A 15,510-nucleotide genomic window follows, 5' to 3' on the forward strand; every position below is an offset into this window, starting at 1 on the left:
CAACTTTACATTAAGTAAGAAATTTCAGTTTATTTTTTATACACTCTGTGATATATTGCATAATGTATCCAATATATATTTTGAAAGGAGGACTAAATACCTTATGGATCCAAATCGTTTAAAAGGAATCATTATGGTTGTAATTGGCGCTTGTTTATGGGGATTGTCCGGAACAGCCGCACAACAACTTTTTCAATATGAACATGTTTCTACTGAATGGTTAGTTACAATCCGATTACTTATATCCGGCGTTATCTTACTCATTATTTCATCATTCGGAACGAACAAAAAAGAAATATTCGGCATATGGAAACAAAGATCTGATGCTACTAAAATGATATTGTTTGGCTTATTCGGTATGCTTGCTGTACAGTACACATACTTTGCTTCTATTAAAGAAGGAAATGCTGCGGTCGCAACATTATTACAATATTTAGCTCCTATATTCATCACTGTATACTTACTTTTCAAATGGAACGTTCGTCCATCAAAAATTGATTTCATTTCAATTGCCCTTTCATTAGTAGGCACTTTTCTCTTACTGACAAACGGGTCTGTTCATAACTTAGCTGTTTCTACACCAGCTATCGTTTGGGGCATTTTATCTGGATTATCTCTCGCTTTTTATAGTTTATATTCAAAAGAATTACTAGATAGATGGTCTTCCTCGGTTATCGTTGGATGGGGCATGATTATTGGGGGTATTGGTGTAACGATTGTACACTTTATTACTACAAAAGAATTCATTTTATTATCAACTATGAAATATGTAAAACTAAGTACCCTACCGCTCATCACATTTGTCGTCATTTTCGGGACACTCATCGCATTTTATCTATACTTAGACAGCATACGATACTTGACTCCGAAAGAAACGACATTATTTGGTTGTACTGAACCACTCGCAGCTATTATTTCTTCTGTACTTATATTACACGTACCGTTTCAATCTTTTCAGTTATTAGGGGCTTTTTGTGTCATTGTAATGGTGCTCATCTTAAGTCAAAAACCAGATGAAGGGAAACCAGAATTAAAGCTTGTTCATGAGAAAAAGGAAAATATACAATGAAAGGATTGAATTCACTATGCCTATCCCTCAAAATTATAAAAAACAAGGAAGAGTTTCGGCAAAATCACTCGTTTTAAATCAACTACAAGATTGGATTATTGAAGGTGTACTGCAGCCTGACGAAAAAATTAATGATGGGGAATTGGCTGAAGCACTAGGAGTAAGTAGAACACCTGTAAGAGAAGCACTGCAAATATTAGAACTTTCTGGATTAGTGGAAATGGTACCTGGGCAAAAAACAAAAATTGCTCCTATTAAGTTAGACGACATTCCTATCATTTATGAAACAATGGCTGGTCTTCACTCTATTATAGGAAAGCAAGCACTTCAAAATATTACAGACACTGATATGAAACTACTTTCTGAAATAAATGATGATTTTCAGCGCTCTATAGTGAAGAAAAATGCAAAACAAGCTTTACAACTAGATATACAATTTCACAATACAATTTCTTCTATTGCTAAAAACCAATATATTGAACCCTTTCTAGAAAATATGCAACTTCACGTTTTACGTCTTGAATACTTGTTTTTCCAAAACTTTGTTCCAGCAAGTCAATCTATTGAAGAACATCACTCTATCATTCAAGCACTGCAAAAGCAGGACGAAAAACAAATGGAACAAATGATGTCTCAAAACTGGCTCCGCCCAATGAAAGAAATATCAAAAATAATTTCTACGAAATAATAATAGAGCTGGTTACACAAAACCGTAACCAGCTCTCCTTTTACTAATCTATATAGTTATGCCTGAATATCTGCATAATCTTCCATATCTTCGTACTCTTTTTCCAATTCCTCTAAAGACAGCTCGTATAATTGTCGGTCGCGAATTTTAAACACACCTGCCCCAATTAACTCGTCAATTAAATGCCTCTTACGATTTTCAACAGCAAAACGGAGTTGACTACTCATCTTTTAAAAAACTCCTTTCTACGATCATTGAAAATGATAATCTTTATCAATTACCACTTTTGATTATAAAAGATGACTCTTTATAAGTAAAGTAATTTCATGAAATATTTACCTTACAAAGTATTTGTGGCCACATTATATATATGTATGCCGTGCGAAAAATGTTATGACACTTTTTCTTATCCTTTTTCTTTCATACTTTGCAAGTTGTCTCACTATGATGAAATTCACCATCTATTTCTACTTGAATGGTGACATGTTCTACATGAAACTTCTCCTTTAATACATCAGTAGCCTCTTTTAATACATTTTGCGTTTCATTACCTTTAATAATCAAGTGGCAAGTTAATACTTGAAAATCCGATGTGACAGACCATATGTGCAAATCATGAACTTCTTTTACAACCGTAATATTTAATAATGTACTTTTTACCTCTTCAACATTTATGTGCTGCGGTGCACCTTCCATTAATATATGGACCGTATCACGTGTTACACGCCATCCACTAATAATGACTAAAATAGACACAAGAATACTAGCAATCGCATCTGCAGCAGTCCATCCGAAAAATTTAATAAGTAGCGCAGCAATAATCGCTCCAACTGATCCTAATAGATCGCCTAATACGTGTAAGAAAGCACTTCTTAAATTCAAATTTCCCTTCACATCGCCGCCTCTCATTAATATCCAAGCTGATAAAATATTAATAAGCAGACCAAGTACAGCAATAATGAGCATTCCATTACTAGCAATCTCAACTGGTTCTTTAAAACGGCGAATTGCTTCAATAAAAATGTATACTGAAATGACAATAAGAACGACACCGTTACATAATGCCGCTAACATTTCAATCCGCTTATACCCATATGTTTTCGCAGTTGTTGCTGTTTTTTCTCCGAGCTTAAACGCAAGTAAACTTAAAGCTAAAGATACCGCATCACTTAGCATATGCCCCGCGTCAGATAGTAGTGCTAAGCTATTTGTTACAAATCCCCCAATAACTTCAGCAATCATAAAACTTGTCGTTAATACAAAAGCAATTAGTAGCGCCTTTTTATTATTAGAATGACCGTGATCATGTGAATGTCCCATACAAATGCTCCTTTACTTACAATATCTGTACATTAGTATGAAACAAACTCCACGTCTTTATCCCGAATTGACTGTTCGTAAACGCCCACTTCCTCTGTATACACACTTCGCTACTTTTTAAACAATCCCTTTTTCTCAAATAAAACAAGACTACTTCTTTTTTATTTTCATATTGTTTACTAATAAAAGAATTTTTAAGGAGGCTACGAAAATGAAACGTTTATTTCTCTGTATGGAACGTGAACTTGTTGTAGTGAAAGAACAATCTGGTAACTATGAAGCAACGTATCACTTACAAAATATGCAACCTACCTGTATCGCCTTTGATCCATTCCAACAAAACCGTGTATATTGCGGAACATTTGGACGAGGTCTCTGGTTAAGTGACGATAGCGGAGATTCATGGAGACCCATTGGAGATTCTTATCGTTACTTTGATTTTCCAAAAGAAGATGGTATTTTACATTCTTCGATCACTTCCATTACGATAAGCCCTAATGAACAAGTTAACGGATATGGCGTCGTTTATGTCGGCACAGAACCGAGCGCTTTATTCCGCTCAGAAAATGGTGGCGAAACGTGGACGGAACTAAAAAATATGAAATCATTATTATCTTCTTATACGTGGGCTTTCCCGCCTAGACCTTTTACTCATCACGTACGCTGGATTACAGTGGATCCAAACAATCCAAATACAATTCATGTTTCAATTGAAGCTGGTGCTGTTATTCAAAGTAACGATAAAGGGCATACATGGATTGATAAAAAATTCGGTGCTCCTATCGATGCTCATCAATTACTTATGCACCCTGAAGCCCCAAATCGCCTTTATGCATCATGTGGTGACGGGTTTATGGGCGGACCTGATCGTGCATACCTTGAAAGTTATAACAGCGGAAACAACTGGATTTCATGTAGTGACGGACTTGAGCATCATTACTTATACAGCATGGCTATCGATCCAGCTGATTGCGATACGATTCTCGTTTCTGCCGCACCGAGTGCAGACCTCGCGCATCACCGTATTCCTTATGAATCTTATATATATCGTAAAACGAAAAATACTCCTTTCGAGCAAGTACAACAAGGACTACCATCTGCAATTGGTACAGTTATTTCAATGTTTGCGACAAACGAAGCTGAACCACATACGTTTTACACGTTAAATAACAACGGCGTGTTTCAATCCACTACTAGTGGCGAATCGTGGGAACAACTAAACATTCCGTGGAAAGATGAGTATAAAACGCAGCATCCGCATGCTTTACTTGTGACTAGTTCTTAACGAAAAAAAGACTGCCTAACGGTTTTAGGCAGTCTCTCTTTTATTTCTTTAAATCAATTACTATATCATCTAGAACAATATCTTTACTCTTCGCTTCTTTTTTCGGCACTTCTATTTTCTTCTCTTTTCCATTCACATACTCCACTCCACCATGATTTTCAGGTGTATGAACTCGCAAGTGTACACGAGGTGTAACGATAAGCCTTGTTGCATTTTCGTTTAACTTTTGGAATGTAGCACTCCAACTACTTTTATGTGGCTCTGCTACTGTACTACTTCCGCCATTTCCTTCACCAGCATAATGATTTCCTAAATCATCTTTTATTTCTAACTCAACATCCGCACTATCCCATATACTTCTTAATGCCTTAGATTCTTCCTGATTGAAAAAAACGATAAATGACATCGGAGTTACTTCCATTTTTTCTATATTTACTTTTATTAATTCACTTTCAGAAACCTTATTAACTTTTACTTCCTTACTATCCATTGCTTTTAGACTAAGCGCGAAATTCCAGTTCCCCTTTATTGTATTACCTTCATAATCCAACTCAATTGCCTCTATATCCCACCAAACATTTGCAACATCTAACCTTTCACTACCATGACCACTCATCGTAGTCATACCTACATATTTTCCCTCTCCAACTTTTGTAACGTTCGAACTACCTCCTCCGCCATTAAAGCCCATAACTTGCGGACTTCCAAATGGGAACGGTTTCTCTCCTAAATCTTTATCACTCTCAATAGAATATGTGATTGTGATTGTTCTACCATCGAACACAGCATCATTAATTGTAACCTTAACCCCATTACTCTCTCTCGTCATATTCAATTCAGTCGAAAACGCTTTATAATTTTCATATAACCCTGTTCTACCATTATCTAAAAATCGGAATATGTCCCCTACTATTGGTAATCCTCCAGCGTATGTAGGAAATCCGATGCCAAGCATGGCAACCGATACGCCGAATAAAATAGATGCAGCAGCGACACCCTTTTTCCAACTTTTCATCTTTTTCTTCGTACGTATCGATTGTTTTACATTACGCTTCACTTTTTCTTTTTCAATTTCAGAAGCCTCAATTTCCTTAAGTTCTTTTTCATCTATATCAATATCATTTAATAGTTCATAAATGTCTTTCATATTGCACTACCTCCAAAACTAATATTCGTAGCATTTTGTTGTAGTTTCTTTTTTCCCCGGTACACACGATTATCGATCGCTGCCCTAGTTAACCCTAACTTGTTACCTATTTCCTCTGTCTTCATACCGAGTAAATATTTCATAATGAACACTTTTTGATCTAGCGGTTCTAATTGATTAATAAGATTTAATAATTCTTCCCTATCTTCCATAACAATCAATTCGTCTTCCACTGACTTTTCCGTACTGATAGAAATCTCATCTGAAATAATTTCTACTTTTCTAGTCGCTTTCCGGTAATAATCAATTGCTTTAAACTTCGCAATCGCTGCAATCCATTTTTTAAAATCACCCGGCTCTCCATGAAACTTATTTGCGTTATTCCAAATGGATAGGAAAATATCATTTACACATTCCTCTATAAGTCCATCATTTTGAACTGGAAGAAGAACTTTGTGCGTGATTCCTTTTATGAGTGGTAAGTATGTATCGACAATAAATTCTAGTGCATCTTCTTTTTGTCGCTGTAATCTTTTTATATAATTTTTCTCATTTGATTTCATGTAGCGATTCCCCTTATTTTTTTGTAAAAGCTTTTACACCCTATATAACGTCTTAAAAAATATTTTCTCTCATCTTTTTTATTTTTTGTATGTAATGGAATACTTTCCCTTAGCTATTGTCTCATATAACTATGCGTTCAAAGAAAATTTTCTCAAGTCTGCAATTTGATTCACGTAGTACACTATTTATATAGTCATTCTTTAACTTAGTGTACATTTTATTTCGTTAATCTACTATTTAAAATTAGGAGATGAGATATGTATGTGTGGACTTACAGGTTGGGTAGATTGGAAAGAAGACCTTTCAAATCAACATGTTATTTTAAAAAAGATGGCAAATAGTATCCAGCATCGCGGTCCGGATGCTGAAGGATTTTGGTTTTCTCCTCGTGCGGCCTTTGCACACCGGCGTTTAATTGTAATTGATCCAGAAGGCGGGGCACAGCCGAAGACATTTCGTGCTGGTGATTATACGTATGCTCTTACGTATAATGGAGAAATTTATAATTTCCGTGAGCTGAGGGAACAACTTCAAAAATGTGGTCATGCATTTGGAACGCATTCAGATACTGAAGTTTTACTACATGCTTATTTAGAATGGAAAGAAGATTGCGTGCAACATTTAAACGGAATTTTCGCTTTTGCCTTATGGGATGATCAAAAGCAACAACTGTTTTTAGCACGTGATCATTTAGGCGTAAAGCCACTCTTTTATACAGAAAGAAATGACAGCATTATTTTCGGATCTGAAATTAAAGCATTATTAGCTCATCCATCTGTTCCTGCTGAAATTGATGCGAATGGCATAAATGAAATATTTGGATTAGGCTTATTTCGAACTCCAGGATGTGGCGTATTTAAACATATTCAAGAAGTGCGTGCCGGACATTCTATAACATTTACACGTGATAAAAAAGTAGTTACGAAGTATTGGAATTTAGAAAGTAAGGTCCATACAGATTCTATAGAAGATACATCATCACATATTTTATCTATTTTACAAGATACAGTAAAAAGACAATTAATTGCCGATGTTCCTCTCGTTTGCATGTTATCAGGCGGATTAGATTCTAGCGGTATTACTGCACTAGCGGGGAAAGAATTTGCTGCTGAAAATAAAACACTTCATACGTATTCCGTTGACTTTGTAAATAGCGCAAAAGATTTTGAGCTGACATTTGCTCGCACTGGTTTAGACGCTCCTTGGGTAAAACGCGTTTCTGAACATGTAGGAACATTACATCATGATATTATTGTGAATGCTGAAGAATTAGCAAGTCACTTATTCGTTCCCCTCCGTGCAAAAGATTTACCGAGTGCTGGCGAAATGGAAACTTCACTATATTTACTATTTTGCGAAATGAGAAAAGATGCGACCGTAGCTTTATCCGGAGAATCTGCTGATGAAGTATTCGGTGGATATCCTTGGTTTCATCAAGAAGAATTACTATATGTAGATAAATTTCCTTGGCTAACAAATTGGAAAAATACATCTCCTCTTCTATTAAATGAAGTAAATAACCAATGTAACTTAGAAGATTATATTGATACACGATTCCAAGAAGCGATACTTGAAGTACCTACTCTTGAAGGTGAAAGTAAAAAATCCGCGAAACAACGTCAAATGTTTTATTTATTTTTAACGAGATTTCTCCCATTCTTACTTGACCGTAAAGACCGTATGAGTATGGCTGTAGGATTTGAAGTTCGTGTACCGTTTTGCGATTATCGATTAGTTGAATATTTATGGAACGTTCCTTTTAACATAAAAAGCATTGATAATATTGAAAAAGGCATTTTACGTAGAGCACTGCAACCTGCTTTACCTGACGATGTACGCAATAGAAGAAAAAGTGCGTATCCGACTTCACAAGATCCACATTATTTACAAACAATCCGTCATTTATCACTCGACATGTGCAGTAATAAAAACAATCCTATTTTCTCACTTATTAATCATTCCACATTACTTGCGATTGCCGATCAGAATAATAAAGAAATTAACAATTTTGAAGCAAGAAGTGCTATGGAATACATGCTTCAAGTAAATGAGTGGTTAAAAACGTATCACATCCATATCGCTTAACAAAAAGGAGTTCAAGGATACAAACCTTGAACTCCTTTTATATTAATTAGCACATTGTTTATTTTCAGTGTCAATGGACCATCCAATAATTGTGGCACAATCTCTACCTTTCCACTGCAGTACATTTGTTAATACTGGCTCAATCTGCAAGCTATTTCCGTCGTGCAATATTTCTACTAAAGATTGATCATCATCAAAGCTTCGTTTATCACACTCTAAAATACCGTCCGTTGCCATTACAATGTGATTCATTCCTTTTTCTAATCCTCTTACACCTGAAGTAAAACAAGGTGTATTTGCTGCAAAAATATTTTTCCTACCAATATATTCGTAGTTCTTCCGTTTATTTAAGCGCCCTTTTCCATTCTTCGTTTTCTCAGAATGGAATAAATATGCAAAGCAATCACCAACTGATAGCCAATATAAAAATTCGCCTTTTCGTAAACAAATTAAACATGCAAGTTCCTCATCATCTTGATCACATTTTTCAATAAACAATTCATCTGTAAATAACGCTAATAAGTACATATGTGTATGATGAAAAGCTAAATGTATCGGATAGGAAAATAACTCTTTTAGTTTCTCTTTTCTTTCTGAAATTGCCTCTATTATATAATCTATATTTTTTGTTTTGTGATGTGTATCAAAAATCATAACAAATTCAAATTGTAATTCAGGATCCCACCAAGCAAGTACCGCATCTCCTCGTTCATATGCATCACTCTCTTGATTTCCCCCATATACGCCGACTGAAAGAGGACCACATTTTTCAACATGTATTTCATCTACATACATCTGTTCATGACTCATCCATTTGAATGTATTCACAGCTATCATCCTCTCTCTTGCTAAATGTATACCTTTACACATAGATTACCTTATATTTCAATAAAAATAAACTTTTTCAACATTTTTTATCCAAATAAAAGGATTTTATTTCTATACTAACGAATATATCTTATTGTACGATATAAAAACAGGAGGATTTATCATTATGAAAGACATTAATCAGCATTGGGAGAGCATTTATTATCACTTACGATATGAGTATGAAGACAACCTTTCTCACCAAGCCATTCGTATTTTACAAATCGTTTCTCGTGAGAAAGATATAACAATTGGAAAAGTCGCTACTGAGCTTAGTCTCTCTCATAACACAGCGTCTGAACATGTAAAGCGCCTTATTCAAAAAGGATTTATCATGAAAGAAAGAAACAAACAAGATGAAAGAGTGGTGAACCTTACATTAACGAAAGAAGGCATTGAAGTATTAGAAAAGCATACTTTACTAGATAAAGAAAAGATAAAGATATTAGAATCACAGTTATCGAAAGAAGAACAACAATTAATCGAAAAAGCTTTTTCGTTATTAGCGAAGGAGGCAAAGTATGCATTTCCTCGTTAAAGTAATCGTTTCGGCACTTATTATCGGTGTTATTACTGAAGTAGCTAAACATTATAGTACGATTGGCGGCTTTATTGCTGCCCTTCCTCTCGTTAGTTTACTGAGTCTATTTTGGATTTCTTTCGAAGGCGGGAACAAACAAGAATTAAGTCAATTTGCTATAGGCGTATTATATGGATTTCCTGCATCCGCACTATTATTATTTATCGTCTATATGGGTTTAAAAAACTCATTTTCACTTAGTACATCTGTCCTACTTGGTATAGGTGTTTGGTGCATTGTTTTTGCTTGTCAAAAATTATTTCAAGCTTAGGTCATAAAAAAAGGAAGCAACTAAAGCTGCTTCCTTACTTATCTATTCATAATCTTCTTCATCATCGATTTCTTCGTAATACGCATTCCCATTACTTACATATATAGGACCATTCGCAACGTCAATACGTAATACCCATGCCCATGGCACAGCTAAACGCTTATGTATTGCTCGCCAAAAGCTCATTGATTTTCTTTCGTACTCCTGGAACTCCTGAAGTAACTCTTTATAGGAGGAACCGTCTAACTGAACATTTGCTTCTAGTAAACGAGAATGGGCATAGTACTGCAGCTCTAATTCAGCAGCAATTTCCATTTCTTCTTCCGTTGCCATACCTATAATTGTTCCATCTGCTGGTGCAATTTCATATACGTTGTGAACTTCAATAAGCCCTTCTTTCTCTTTCTCAAACATGTAAACAGCCTCCTTTAACATATATTTTTTTTGTTACAAAGTCATACTTCTACAATAACTTCTCTCTTTCCTCTTTTTTTGATAAACTTTTACAAATTATTTATCTGATGACCCGTATTCTCTATTCTTTCAGCAGAAACTAAATCTTCATTATGAAAATTCAACTTAAATATATCGGGCATACGAAGTGTTTTCCAAAATCGAAAATCATATTTTGAATCAAAATAATTCATAAGTAATACCATAATATTCCCATGCGTACCTATTACAATATTCTTACCTTCATATTTTTTTAATATACTTTGCATACATATTACAGCGCGTCTTTGTGCTACATCATTTGATTCTCCGCCTTCGTATGCAAAACTCCAATCCCCCCACACATTCTCCATAGCATCATTAAAATCTGCTACTGGCTCTAAACTTAATAACCTTTCTCGCAAATCTTCTTCTATTTGTATTGTTACATTATATGTATTTGCAATTCCTTGTACAGTTTGAATTGCTCTTTTGTATGGGCTAGAAATCACAACATCAATATGTTTATCTTTTAATAAGTGAGTTACATTCTCTGCATCACAATACCCTTTTTCAGATAAAGGACGCTCCCGTTCTTCTTTTGTATATGTAGAATGGGCATGGCGAACGAAATATATTGTCGTCATTTATTCATCTCCCTTTTCCGTTTCTATCCAAATTCAATACATTACCATCAAATCCCTTTACTTTTATAATAGATGCTGTCAATTTTAAATGTTGATTTTCATATTAATAAAAGGGAAACACCTCATATGGTATTTCCCTCAATTAAAATAGACTACATTCAATTAAATACTTTATCAATTTTATTTCTATCGTATTCTAATATCCAATCATTATATGTATGATAAATATCCCTAATTGTATTAGGAGAGGTAGCTAATACATCACAACCCCTATCATCATAAACATGAAATATAGTATTCTTGTTAATATTTATAAAATACACCCTATGAAAAATACTCGGTTTGATTCCCATATCTTGATTACAAATTGCTTTTAGCATAGGAATGTATTTCAAGTCAGAAACTTTACATTTCAAAGTATATCTATGTGTTTTATATACCCCGTCTTCATCGTCTTCTGGAAAAACATAAGGGATTGTATTTTTCTGTAGCTTAAACAAATCAGATTTCTCTTTTACATACTTAGAAAAGATATTCAATTTGTGTTTGAAAGTTTCACCGTCTGCATAGTCATTTACATCCACTACAATATAAATATCGTCTGTTTTGGAATGTAAAGACTGAAATAAAGTAATGGCTCTATTATAAACGCCTTCTAAATATGGGCAGTTTTCATAAATGTTATTGTAATCATAGTTCACACCTAATTTAAAGCGAATACCAATATCCCCATTATAAAATAGAGGTGGTCTAAGTTCTAAATTTGGAAACGTTTCAAGCATATACTCATTCAACCTCATCTCAACACCTACCTTTAACAGCATCTTGTTTACATAATAAAATTATTCCATTATAACTTCTTTCTAAACTCTTCATCCACTATAGCATCTTGAATAAAATAATCTATATTATTTCTCAGCTTTTGATATACAACTTGATCTTCTATATCGTTAAACATAATGACAACTTCTACTTTATTCCCTTTCTTATCTGTAGTATACAAACTTTTTGTCAATACGAATGCAGTAGAACCACCTTTTTGACCAGCATATTCGAACTTACTATTTTTAACTGTTCCTTTGAAAATGTTCTCGATTTCTTCTTGCATTGATTTTGGAAAATACTTTCTACTATTTATCTTTTCCATTATACTCATATAATCTTTAGCGTTTGCACCCACTAATCGATCTGACCAAATTCGCTGAAATTCCATATCTACCTTTAATGGGATATCACGTTTTTTCCATTCTTCTTCATCTTTCATCCATTCATGAATTTGTAACACATGTTGATTATACTCATCCTTTGACATGTTACGTATCATTTCTAACGATTGATTTTCTGGCACATGAAGCTCTTTTTCTACATACCCTCTCATATATAGTGAAGCAGTATACGAAGAGAACTTGTCATGACTAGTAAGCTCTAACTCTTTTATACTTTCATTTACTCTTTCTATTCCAAGCTTATCTAACAAATATGTTGTATTTGCATTAGAACTATAATGAATCATCCCTTTAGCGACTTCTTCCAAAGCGATTTGTCCATTTTTCACTAATTCTCTCGCTTTGGCATCTTCTAACCAGTTAGGATGCGCTCCACCATCAGTGTTTTTAACGTAATATTTTTCTAGCTCCTGCAATGAAATTTGTTCATCACGACTTACTTTTCCTTCTGACACTTGCTTAGCGAACTCAACTGCTATTACGATTTTTGCCATACTCGCTAATGGTAATTTTTTATTTGCATTTATAGAAGTTAATACTTCTCCATTTCTTTTTATAAATAATGAACTTGTTTCATCGTCTTTATGTTCTTTTATGTACTTTAATACGTAATTAGGATCTTCTTTTGACAAGTAGTACTTCATAATAACAAAGAAAGCTATAACGGCTACTACAATGACTCCTGCAACAATTCCTATAATCTTTAATATGTTCACAATATGCCCCCTCGAATAAATTCCCTTCTATATAATCATTATAACGAATCGAATTACAAAATTATACAAAATAGAGTAACTCTTCCTAAAAAAGAAAGAGTTACTCTATTTCACATGAAGTTATTTGTCCATTTATTGTAACAACTATATTTGAGTCGTCACTTTCTTTAACACCTTTTAGTCGATTAGAGTTAGGTGGACCAATTACAACTGATTCCTTAATTGGCGAAAGGTCCTTCTCTAATTTTTCTGCACTTACACCGTATGCAGCTTGAAATACTTCTGGCGGTGTTAATCTAAGTACGTCTGACCCTTCTGCTGTTTCAAACTGATCGTTATTGAAGAACAAATGCAATTGTACTTCTTCTGTTACCGCTGTGATCCAATGCCACCATCCCATTGGAATAAAGACAGTTTGCCCCGCTTTCACATGATAATTTTGCAACTGATTCGTTTCGGGATTTAAGATAGATGTAACTGCTTCTCCTGATACAACAACATCTAATTCCCACGCATTCGGATGCCAATGCGGTTCTCGCATATGCCCTTTTGTCATAAATAAATCAACAAACGCTCCTCCTATCATCGCTGGTAACTGCGTTGACGTAACTTCATATGCAACGTTTTTCTCATCTCTTTTAAAAAAGATGTTTTTTCTCGAATCAAAGAAAAGGTTTGGAGTTCCTGAACTTTTCTTTAAATTTTTATTATCTGGAACATAACCTGAATTACTCATTTTATCCCTCTTTTCCACTCCGAACATTTCGACTTTCACACTGTATCGTATGGAAAAAATGTATGAATGTGCCTAACCATTGACATAACAAAAAAACATGCCTTCATAAGGAGAGCATGTTTTGTGATATTCTTCACATTGTTTCATTAAAAAATAATCTTTTTATTTACCATGATGTAACATTAAATCACTAAGTTCTTCTTCAATGTGATTTAATTTCGCAACGCATTCTTTCCATTTATGAATATAACGTGAAACCCCAACGAAAAATAAAACGATAATTGTAGAAAGAATAATACCATACACGATTGCTACAGTACTCATAGTTACACTTCCTTATAATTAGTAATGTTGTTATTAGTTATGTTTTTATTATAAACCTTTTTCTTTTAAAATACTTCGATTTCAACTTTTTGTAACAAAATTGATTTTTCTAACATTTTGTTCGTAAAAATGGCATATTTTTCACAAATTATACAAAACTTCACCATATGTACTATTACCATATGAGTTATATTATTAAATAGAATAAAGGGGATGATATACTATGACGACTTGGTTTATTGTAATGTTAGTTGTATTTGGGGCATTTAAAATTATCGTTTCTAGCCTTCCTAACACTGTTATTGAATCCATTATTAGCAAGTACGAAACACATCCACAACTTGAAGAAGAGAATGTGACTATTACAATTCACGGAAATAACGTAGAAGGCGAACAGAAATCCAAAATTATTCATGATTTTAACGAAGGTTTATTTTTAGATCGCTATTATGCACCGCCACACAATGAGGGTACTCCTTTAATTATCAATGCAAAACGCGGCAAAAAAGATTTTACATTTTATATTTATAGTCATGAAGAGCATGTTGATGTTGTAAAGCAATATAAAAAGAAAGTAGTTGCTTATAGTTTACGCTCTAAAAATCTTCAAAATAATGATATGTTCGTGTCAGCTGATTTAGCTTAATACTCATATATTAGAAAAAGGAATCCATGGTATATGGATTCCTTTTTTTACCATTTACTGAAAAATAAGCTCTGTTTTCAAACTATCTTTCGGTAACAACCATCCTTTTTGTTCTAAAACCTTCATTAATACTTCTCTTTGTTCTTTTGCAATACTTTCCTCATTTGTTTTAAACGACACTTCTATTACGAAGTCATCTTCTATTTTCCCCGTATCACTTAGTGGCCAAATTTCAATATTCGTTTTACTATTTTGAAATTCACCTGTATACCTTTTCATTAATACAGGACCGTAAATACGAGAATTCTTGAGCATTGCTTCTCCCCAATTCGCATACAACCATTTGTTCATTTTCCCTGGCAACTTTTCTATTAACATGTTTTGAGCAGCTAGTTCGTTTGGTAAATCAAGTATCCCATACCCTTTAGCACTGTAACTTTTCTTATTTGAAATACTTAACGTTTTCTTCTCAAATCCCCAATCTACTTCCGCTTCATAACTATCCGTATTACTATCAAATCCATCTTTTTTAGCTACTTCTAGTGCATCTTGAATTACACCATTTTGAACCAGATATCTTTTTTTATATGTTAGCTCAAAATCTTTACTAAATTCTTTCTTTCGAATTCTCGCAAACCAACCTTCATTACTTAAATTTTTATTTGCCGTATCTAAAAATTGCACTTGTATTCTTTCATAATTTGTACCAGCCTGAAAATATTCTAGTACTTCTTGCTTCATCTCTTTGTTAGGACCTAGTACTTGTTCTGGTTTTAATAATAACTTCACTTCAAAACTAGGTTTCATTGGACTAGCAGCAAACCCTTCCATAACGTTATAAAAGAAACAGCAAAAGAAAATGCTTACGAATACAAATACTCTTTTCATATACCTATCCCCTTTACAT

At 33.9% G+C, this 15,510-nt stretch carries 20 protein-coding genes; 7 read left to right on the forward strand and 13 right to left on the reverse strand.

Annotation, left to right across the window (positions count from 1 at the left end):
* The first annotated feature begins 103 nt into the window (after window positions 1–103).
* Both DN390_RS02975 and DN390_RS02980 read left to right on the forward strand, forming a co-directional pair.
* A complete protein-coding gene (locus DN390_RS02975; protein ID WP_147806558.1) occupies window positions 104–1,069 on the forward strand; it encodes a DMT family transporter in 966 nt (321 codons plus the stop codon).
* Window positions 1,070–1,085: 16 nt separating this feature from the next.
* Window positions 1,086–1,757, forward strand: a complete 672-nt coding sequence (locus DN390_RS02980) for a GntR family transcriptional regulator (protein ID WP_147806559.1) — start codon at window positions 1,086–1,088, stop codon at window positions 1,755–1,757.
* A gap of 56 nt (window positions 1,758–1,813) precedes the next feature.
* Here DN390_RS02980 and fbpA read toward each other — a convergent pair whose 3' ends face one another.
* Entirely contained in the window at window positions 1,814–1,984 is a 171-nt protein-coding gene (gene fbpA, locus DN390_RS02985) for a Fur-regulated basic protein FbpA (protein WP_000098301.1), read from the reverse strand.
* A gap of 193 nt (window positions 1,985–2,177) precedes the next feature.
* Window positions 2,178–3,077, reverse strand: coding sequence for a cation diffusion facilitator family transporter (locus DN390_RS02990; RefSeq protein ID WP_147806560.1), 900 nt, complete (start codon window positions 3,075–3,077; stop codon window positions 2,178–2,180).
* A gap of 211 nt (window positions 3,078–3,288) precedes the next feature.
* Between DN390_RS02990 and DN390_RS02995 the strand changes: the two genes are divergently transcribed.
* Window positions 3,289–4,362, forward strand: a complete 1,074-nt coding sequence (locus DN390_RS02995) for a beta propeller repeat protein (protein ID WP_147806561.1) — start codon at window positions 3,289–3,291, stop codon at window positions 4,360–4,362.
* A gap of 40 nt (window positions 4,363–4,402) precedes the next feature.
* On the opposite strand, the gene DN390_RS03000 is transcribed toward DN390_RS02995, so the two are convergent.
* A complete protein-coding gene (locus tag DN390_RS03000) occupies window positions 4,403–5,509 on the reverse strand; it encodes a DUF4179 domain-containing protein (protein WP_147806562.1) in 1,107 nt (368 codons plus the stop codon).
* Window positions 5,506–6,072: a sigma-70 family RNA polymerase sigma factor gene (locus DN390_RS03005; RefSeq protein ID WP_147806563.1), complete on the reverse strand. Its 567-nt coding sequence runs from the start codon at window positions 6,070–6,072 to the stop codon at window positions 5,506–5,508. The genes DN390_RS03000 and DN390_RS03005 overlap by 4 nt, the downstream gene beginning before the upstream one ends.
* Window positions 6,073–6,334: 262 nt before the next feature.
* Here DN390_RS03005 and asnB point away from each other — a divergent pair, with 262 nt between their 5' ends.
* A complete protein-coding gene (gene asnB / locus DN390_RS03010) occupies window positions 6,335–8,158 on the forward strand; it encodes an asparagine synthase (glutamine-hydrolyzing) (RefSeq protein WP_147806564.1) in 1,824 nt (607 codons plus the stop codon).
* A 42-nt stretch (window positions 8,159–8,200) separates the two neighbouring features.
* On the opposite strand, the gene DN390_RS03015 is transcribed toward asnB, so the two are convergent.
* Entirely contained in the window at window positions 8,201–9,028 is an 828-nt protein-coding gene (locus DN390_RS03015; protein ID WP_147806565.1) for a PP2C family serine/threonine-protein phosphatase, read from the reverse strand.
* A 124-nt stretch (window positions 9,029–9,152) separates the two neighbouring features.
* Here DN390_RS03015 and DN390_RS03020 point away from each other — a divergent pair, with 124 nt between their 5' ends.
* Together DN390_RS03020 and DN390_RS03025 are read left to right on the forward strand one after the other, a co-directional pair.
* Window positions 9,153–9,563: a MarR family winged helix-turn-helix transcriptional regulator gene (locus DN390_RS03020; RefSeq protein ID WP_000651929.1), complete on the forward strand. Its 411-nt coding sequence runs from the start codon at window positions 9,153–9,155 to the stop codon at window positions 9,561–9,563.
* Entirely contained in the window at window positions 9,547–9,876 is a 330-nt protein-coding gene (locus tag DN390_RS03025) for a DUF3147 family protein (RefSeq protein ID WP_147806566.1), read from the forward strand. The genes DN390_RS03020 and DN390_RS03025 overlap by 17 nt, the downstream gene beginning before the upstream one ends.
* A gap of 42 nt (window positions 9,877–9,918) precedes the next feature.
* On the opposite strand, the gene DN390_RS03030 is transcribed toward DN390_RS03025, so the two are convergent.
* From DN390_RS03030 to DN390_RS03060, 7 genes are all read right to left on the reverse strand, one after another.
* Entirely contained in the window at window positions 9,919–10,290 is a 372-nt protein-coding gene (locus tag DN390_RS03030; protein WP_042874834.1) for a hypothetical protein, read from the reverse strand.
* 89 nt (window positions 10,291–10,379) lie between these two features.
* A complete protein-coding gene (locus DN390_RS03035) occupies window positions 10,380–10,955 on the reverse strand; it encodes a histidine phosphatase family protein (RefSeq protein WP_147806567.1) in 576 nt (191 codons plus the stop codon).
* A 158-nt stretch (window positions 10,956–11,113) separates the two neighbouring features.
* A complete protein-coding gene (locus tag DN390_RS03040) occupies window positions 11,114–11,755 on the reverse strand; it encodes a DUF3885 domain-containing protein (RefSeq protein WP_147806568.1) in 642 nt (213 codons plus the stop codon).
* Window positions 11,756–11,805: 50 nt separating this feature from the next.
* Window positions 11,806–12,897 (reverse strand): serine hydrolase, encoded by a 1,092-nt coding sequence (locus DN390_RS03045; protein WP_147806569.1) that lies wholly within the window; start codon window positions 12,895–12,897, stop codon window positions 11,806–11,808.
* Between the two features lie 100 nt (window positions 12,898–12,997).
* The gene (locus DN390_RS03050) at window positions 12,998–13,633 is read right to left on the reverse strand and encodes a cupin domain-containing protein (protein WP_147806570.1); all 636 of its coding nucleotides are present in this window, start codon (window positions 13,631–13,633) and stop codon (window positions 12,998–13,000) included.
* Between the two features lie 162 nt (window positions 13,634–13,795).
* On the reverse strand, window positions 13,796–13,957 hold the full coding sequence (locus tag DN390_RS03055; protein ID WP_016088490.1) for a hypothetical protein: 162 nt from the start codon (window positions 13,955–13,957) through the stop codon (window positions 13,796–13,798).
* Window positions 13,958–14,022: 65 nt separating this feature from the next.
* On the reverse strand, window positions 14,023–14,139 hold the full coding sequence (locus DN390_RS03060; protein ID WP_012593193.1) for a hypothetical protein: 117 nt from the start codon (window positions 14,137–14,139) through the stop codon (window positions 14,023–14,025).
* 41 nt (window positions 14,140–14,180) lie between these two features.
* Between DN390_RS03060 and DN390_RS03065 the strand changes: the two genes are divergently transcribed.
* Window positions 14,181–14,603, forward strand: a complete 423-nt coding sequence (locus tag DN390_RS03065; RefSeq protein ID WP_060630310.1) for a YfmQ family protein — start codon at window positions 14,181–14,183, stop codon at window positions 14,601–14,603.
* Between the two features lie 54 nt (window positions 14,604–14,657).
* Here DN390_RS03065 and DN390_RS03070 read toward each other — a convergent pair whose 3' ends face one another.
* Complete coding sequence (locus tag DN390_RS03070) at window positions 14,658–15,491, reverse strand: hypothetical protein (RefSeq protein WP_147806571.1); 834 nt, start codon at window positions 15,489–15,491, stop codon at window positions 14,658–14,660.
* Window positions 15,492–15,510 lie beyond the last annotated feature (19 nt).

The sequence above is a fragment of the Bacillus sp. SH7-1 genome, assembly GCF_008042405.1.
Classification (GTDB): Bacteria; Bacillota; Bacilli; order Bacillales; family Bacillaceae_G; genus Bacillus_A; species Bacillus_A thuringiensis_N.

Excerpts from the sequence above, each read along its gene's own strand:
- DN390_RS02975 (WP_147806558.1), top strand. The coding sequence starts at position 104 with ATGGATCCAAATCGTTTAAAAGGAATCATTATGGTTGTAATTGGCGCT.
- DN390_RS02980 (WP_147806559.1), top strand. The coding sequence starts at position 1,086 with ATGCCTATCCCTCAAAATTATAAAAAACAAGGAAGAGTTTCGGCAAAA.
- fbpA (WP_000098301.1), bottom strand. The coding sequence starts at position 1,984 with ATGAGTAGTCAACTCCGTTTTGCTGTTGAAAATCGTAAGAGGCATTTA.
- DN390_RS02990 (WP_147806560.1), bottom strand. The coding sequence starts at position 3,077 with ATGGGACATTCACATGATCACGGTCATTCTAATAATAAAAAGGCGCTA.
- DN390_RS02995 (WP_147806561.1), top strand. The coding sequence starts at position 3,289 with ATGAAACGTTTATTTCTCTGTATGGAACGTGAACTTGTTGTAGTGAAA.
- DN390_RS03000 (WP_147806562.1), bottom strand. The coding sequence starts at position 5,509 with ATGAAAGACATTTATGAACTATTAAATGATATTGATATAGATGAAAAA.
- DN390_RS03005 (WP_147806563.1), bottom strand. The coding sequence starts at position 6,072 with ATGAAATCAAATGAGAAAAATTATATAAAAAGATTACAGCGACAAAAA.
- asnB (WP_147806564.1), top strand. The coding sequence starts at position 6,335 with ATGTGTGGACTTACAGGTTGGGTAGATTGGAAAGAAGACCTTTCAAAT.
- DN390_RS03015 (WP_147806565.1), bottom strand. The coding sequence starts at position 9,028 with ATGTGTAAAGGTATACATTTAGCAAGAGAGAGGATGATAGCTGTGAAT.
- DN390_RS03020 (WP_000651929.1), top strand. The coding sequence starts at position 9,153 with ATGAAAGACATTAATCAGCATTGGGAGAGCATTTATTATCACTTACGA.
- DN390_RS03025 (WP_147806566.1), top strand. The coding sequence starts at position 9,547 with ATGCATTTCCTCGTTAAAGTAATCGTTTCGGCACTTATTATCGGTGTT.
- DN390_RS03030 (WP_042874834.1), bottom strand. The coding sequence starts at position 10,290 with ATGTTTGAGAAAGAGAAAGAAGGGCTTATTGAAGTTCACAACGTATAT.
- DN390_RS03035 (WP_147806567.1), bottom strand. The coding sequence starts at position 10,955 with ATGACGACAATATATTTCGTTCGCCATGCCCATTCTACATATACAAAA.
- DN390_RS03040 (WP_147806568.1), bottom strand. The coding sequence starts at position 11,755 with ATGAGGTTGAATGAGTATATGCTTGAAACGTTTCCAAATTTAGAACTT.
- DN390_RS03050 (WP_147806570.1), bottom strand. The coding sequence starts at position 13,633 with ATGAGTAATTCAGGTTATGTTCCAGATAATAAAAATTTAAAGAAAAGT.
- DN390_RS03055 (WP_016088490.1), bottom strand. The coding sequence starts at position 13,957 with ATGAGTACTGTAGCAATCGTGTATGGTATTATTCTTTCTACAATTATC.
- DN390_RS03060 (WP_012593193.1), bottom strand. The coding sequence starts at position 14,139 with ATGGTAATAGTACATATGGTGAAGTTTTGTATAATTTGTGAAAAATAT.
- DN390_RS03065 (WP_060630310.1), top strand. The coding sequence starts at position 14,181 with ATGACGACTTGGTTTATTGTAATGTTAGTTGTATTTGGGGCATTTAAA.
- DN390_RS03070 (WP_147806571.1), bottom strand. The coding sequence starts at position 15,491 with ATGAAAAGAGTATTTGTATTCGTAAGCATTTTCTTTTGCTGTTTCTTT.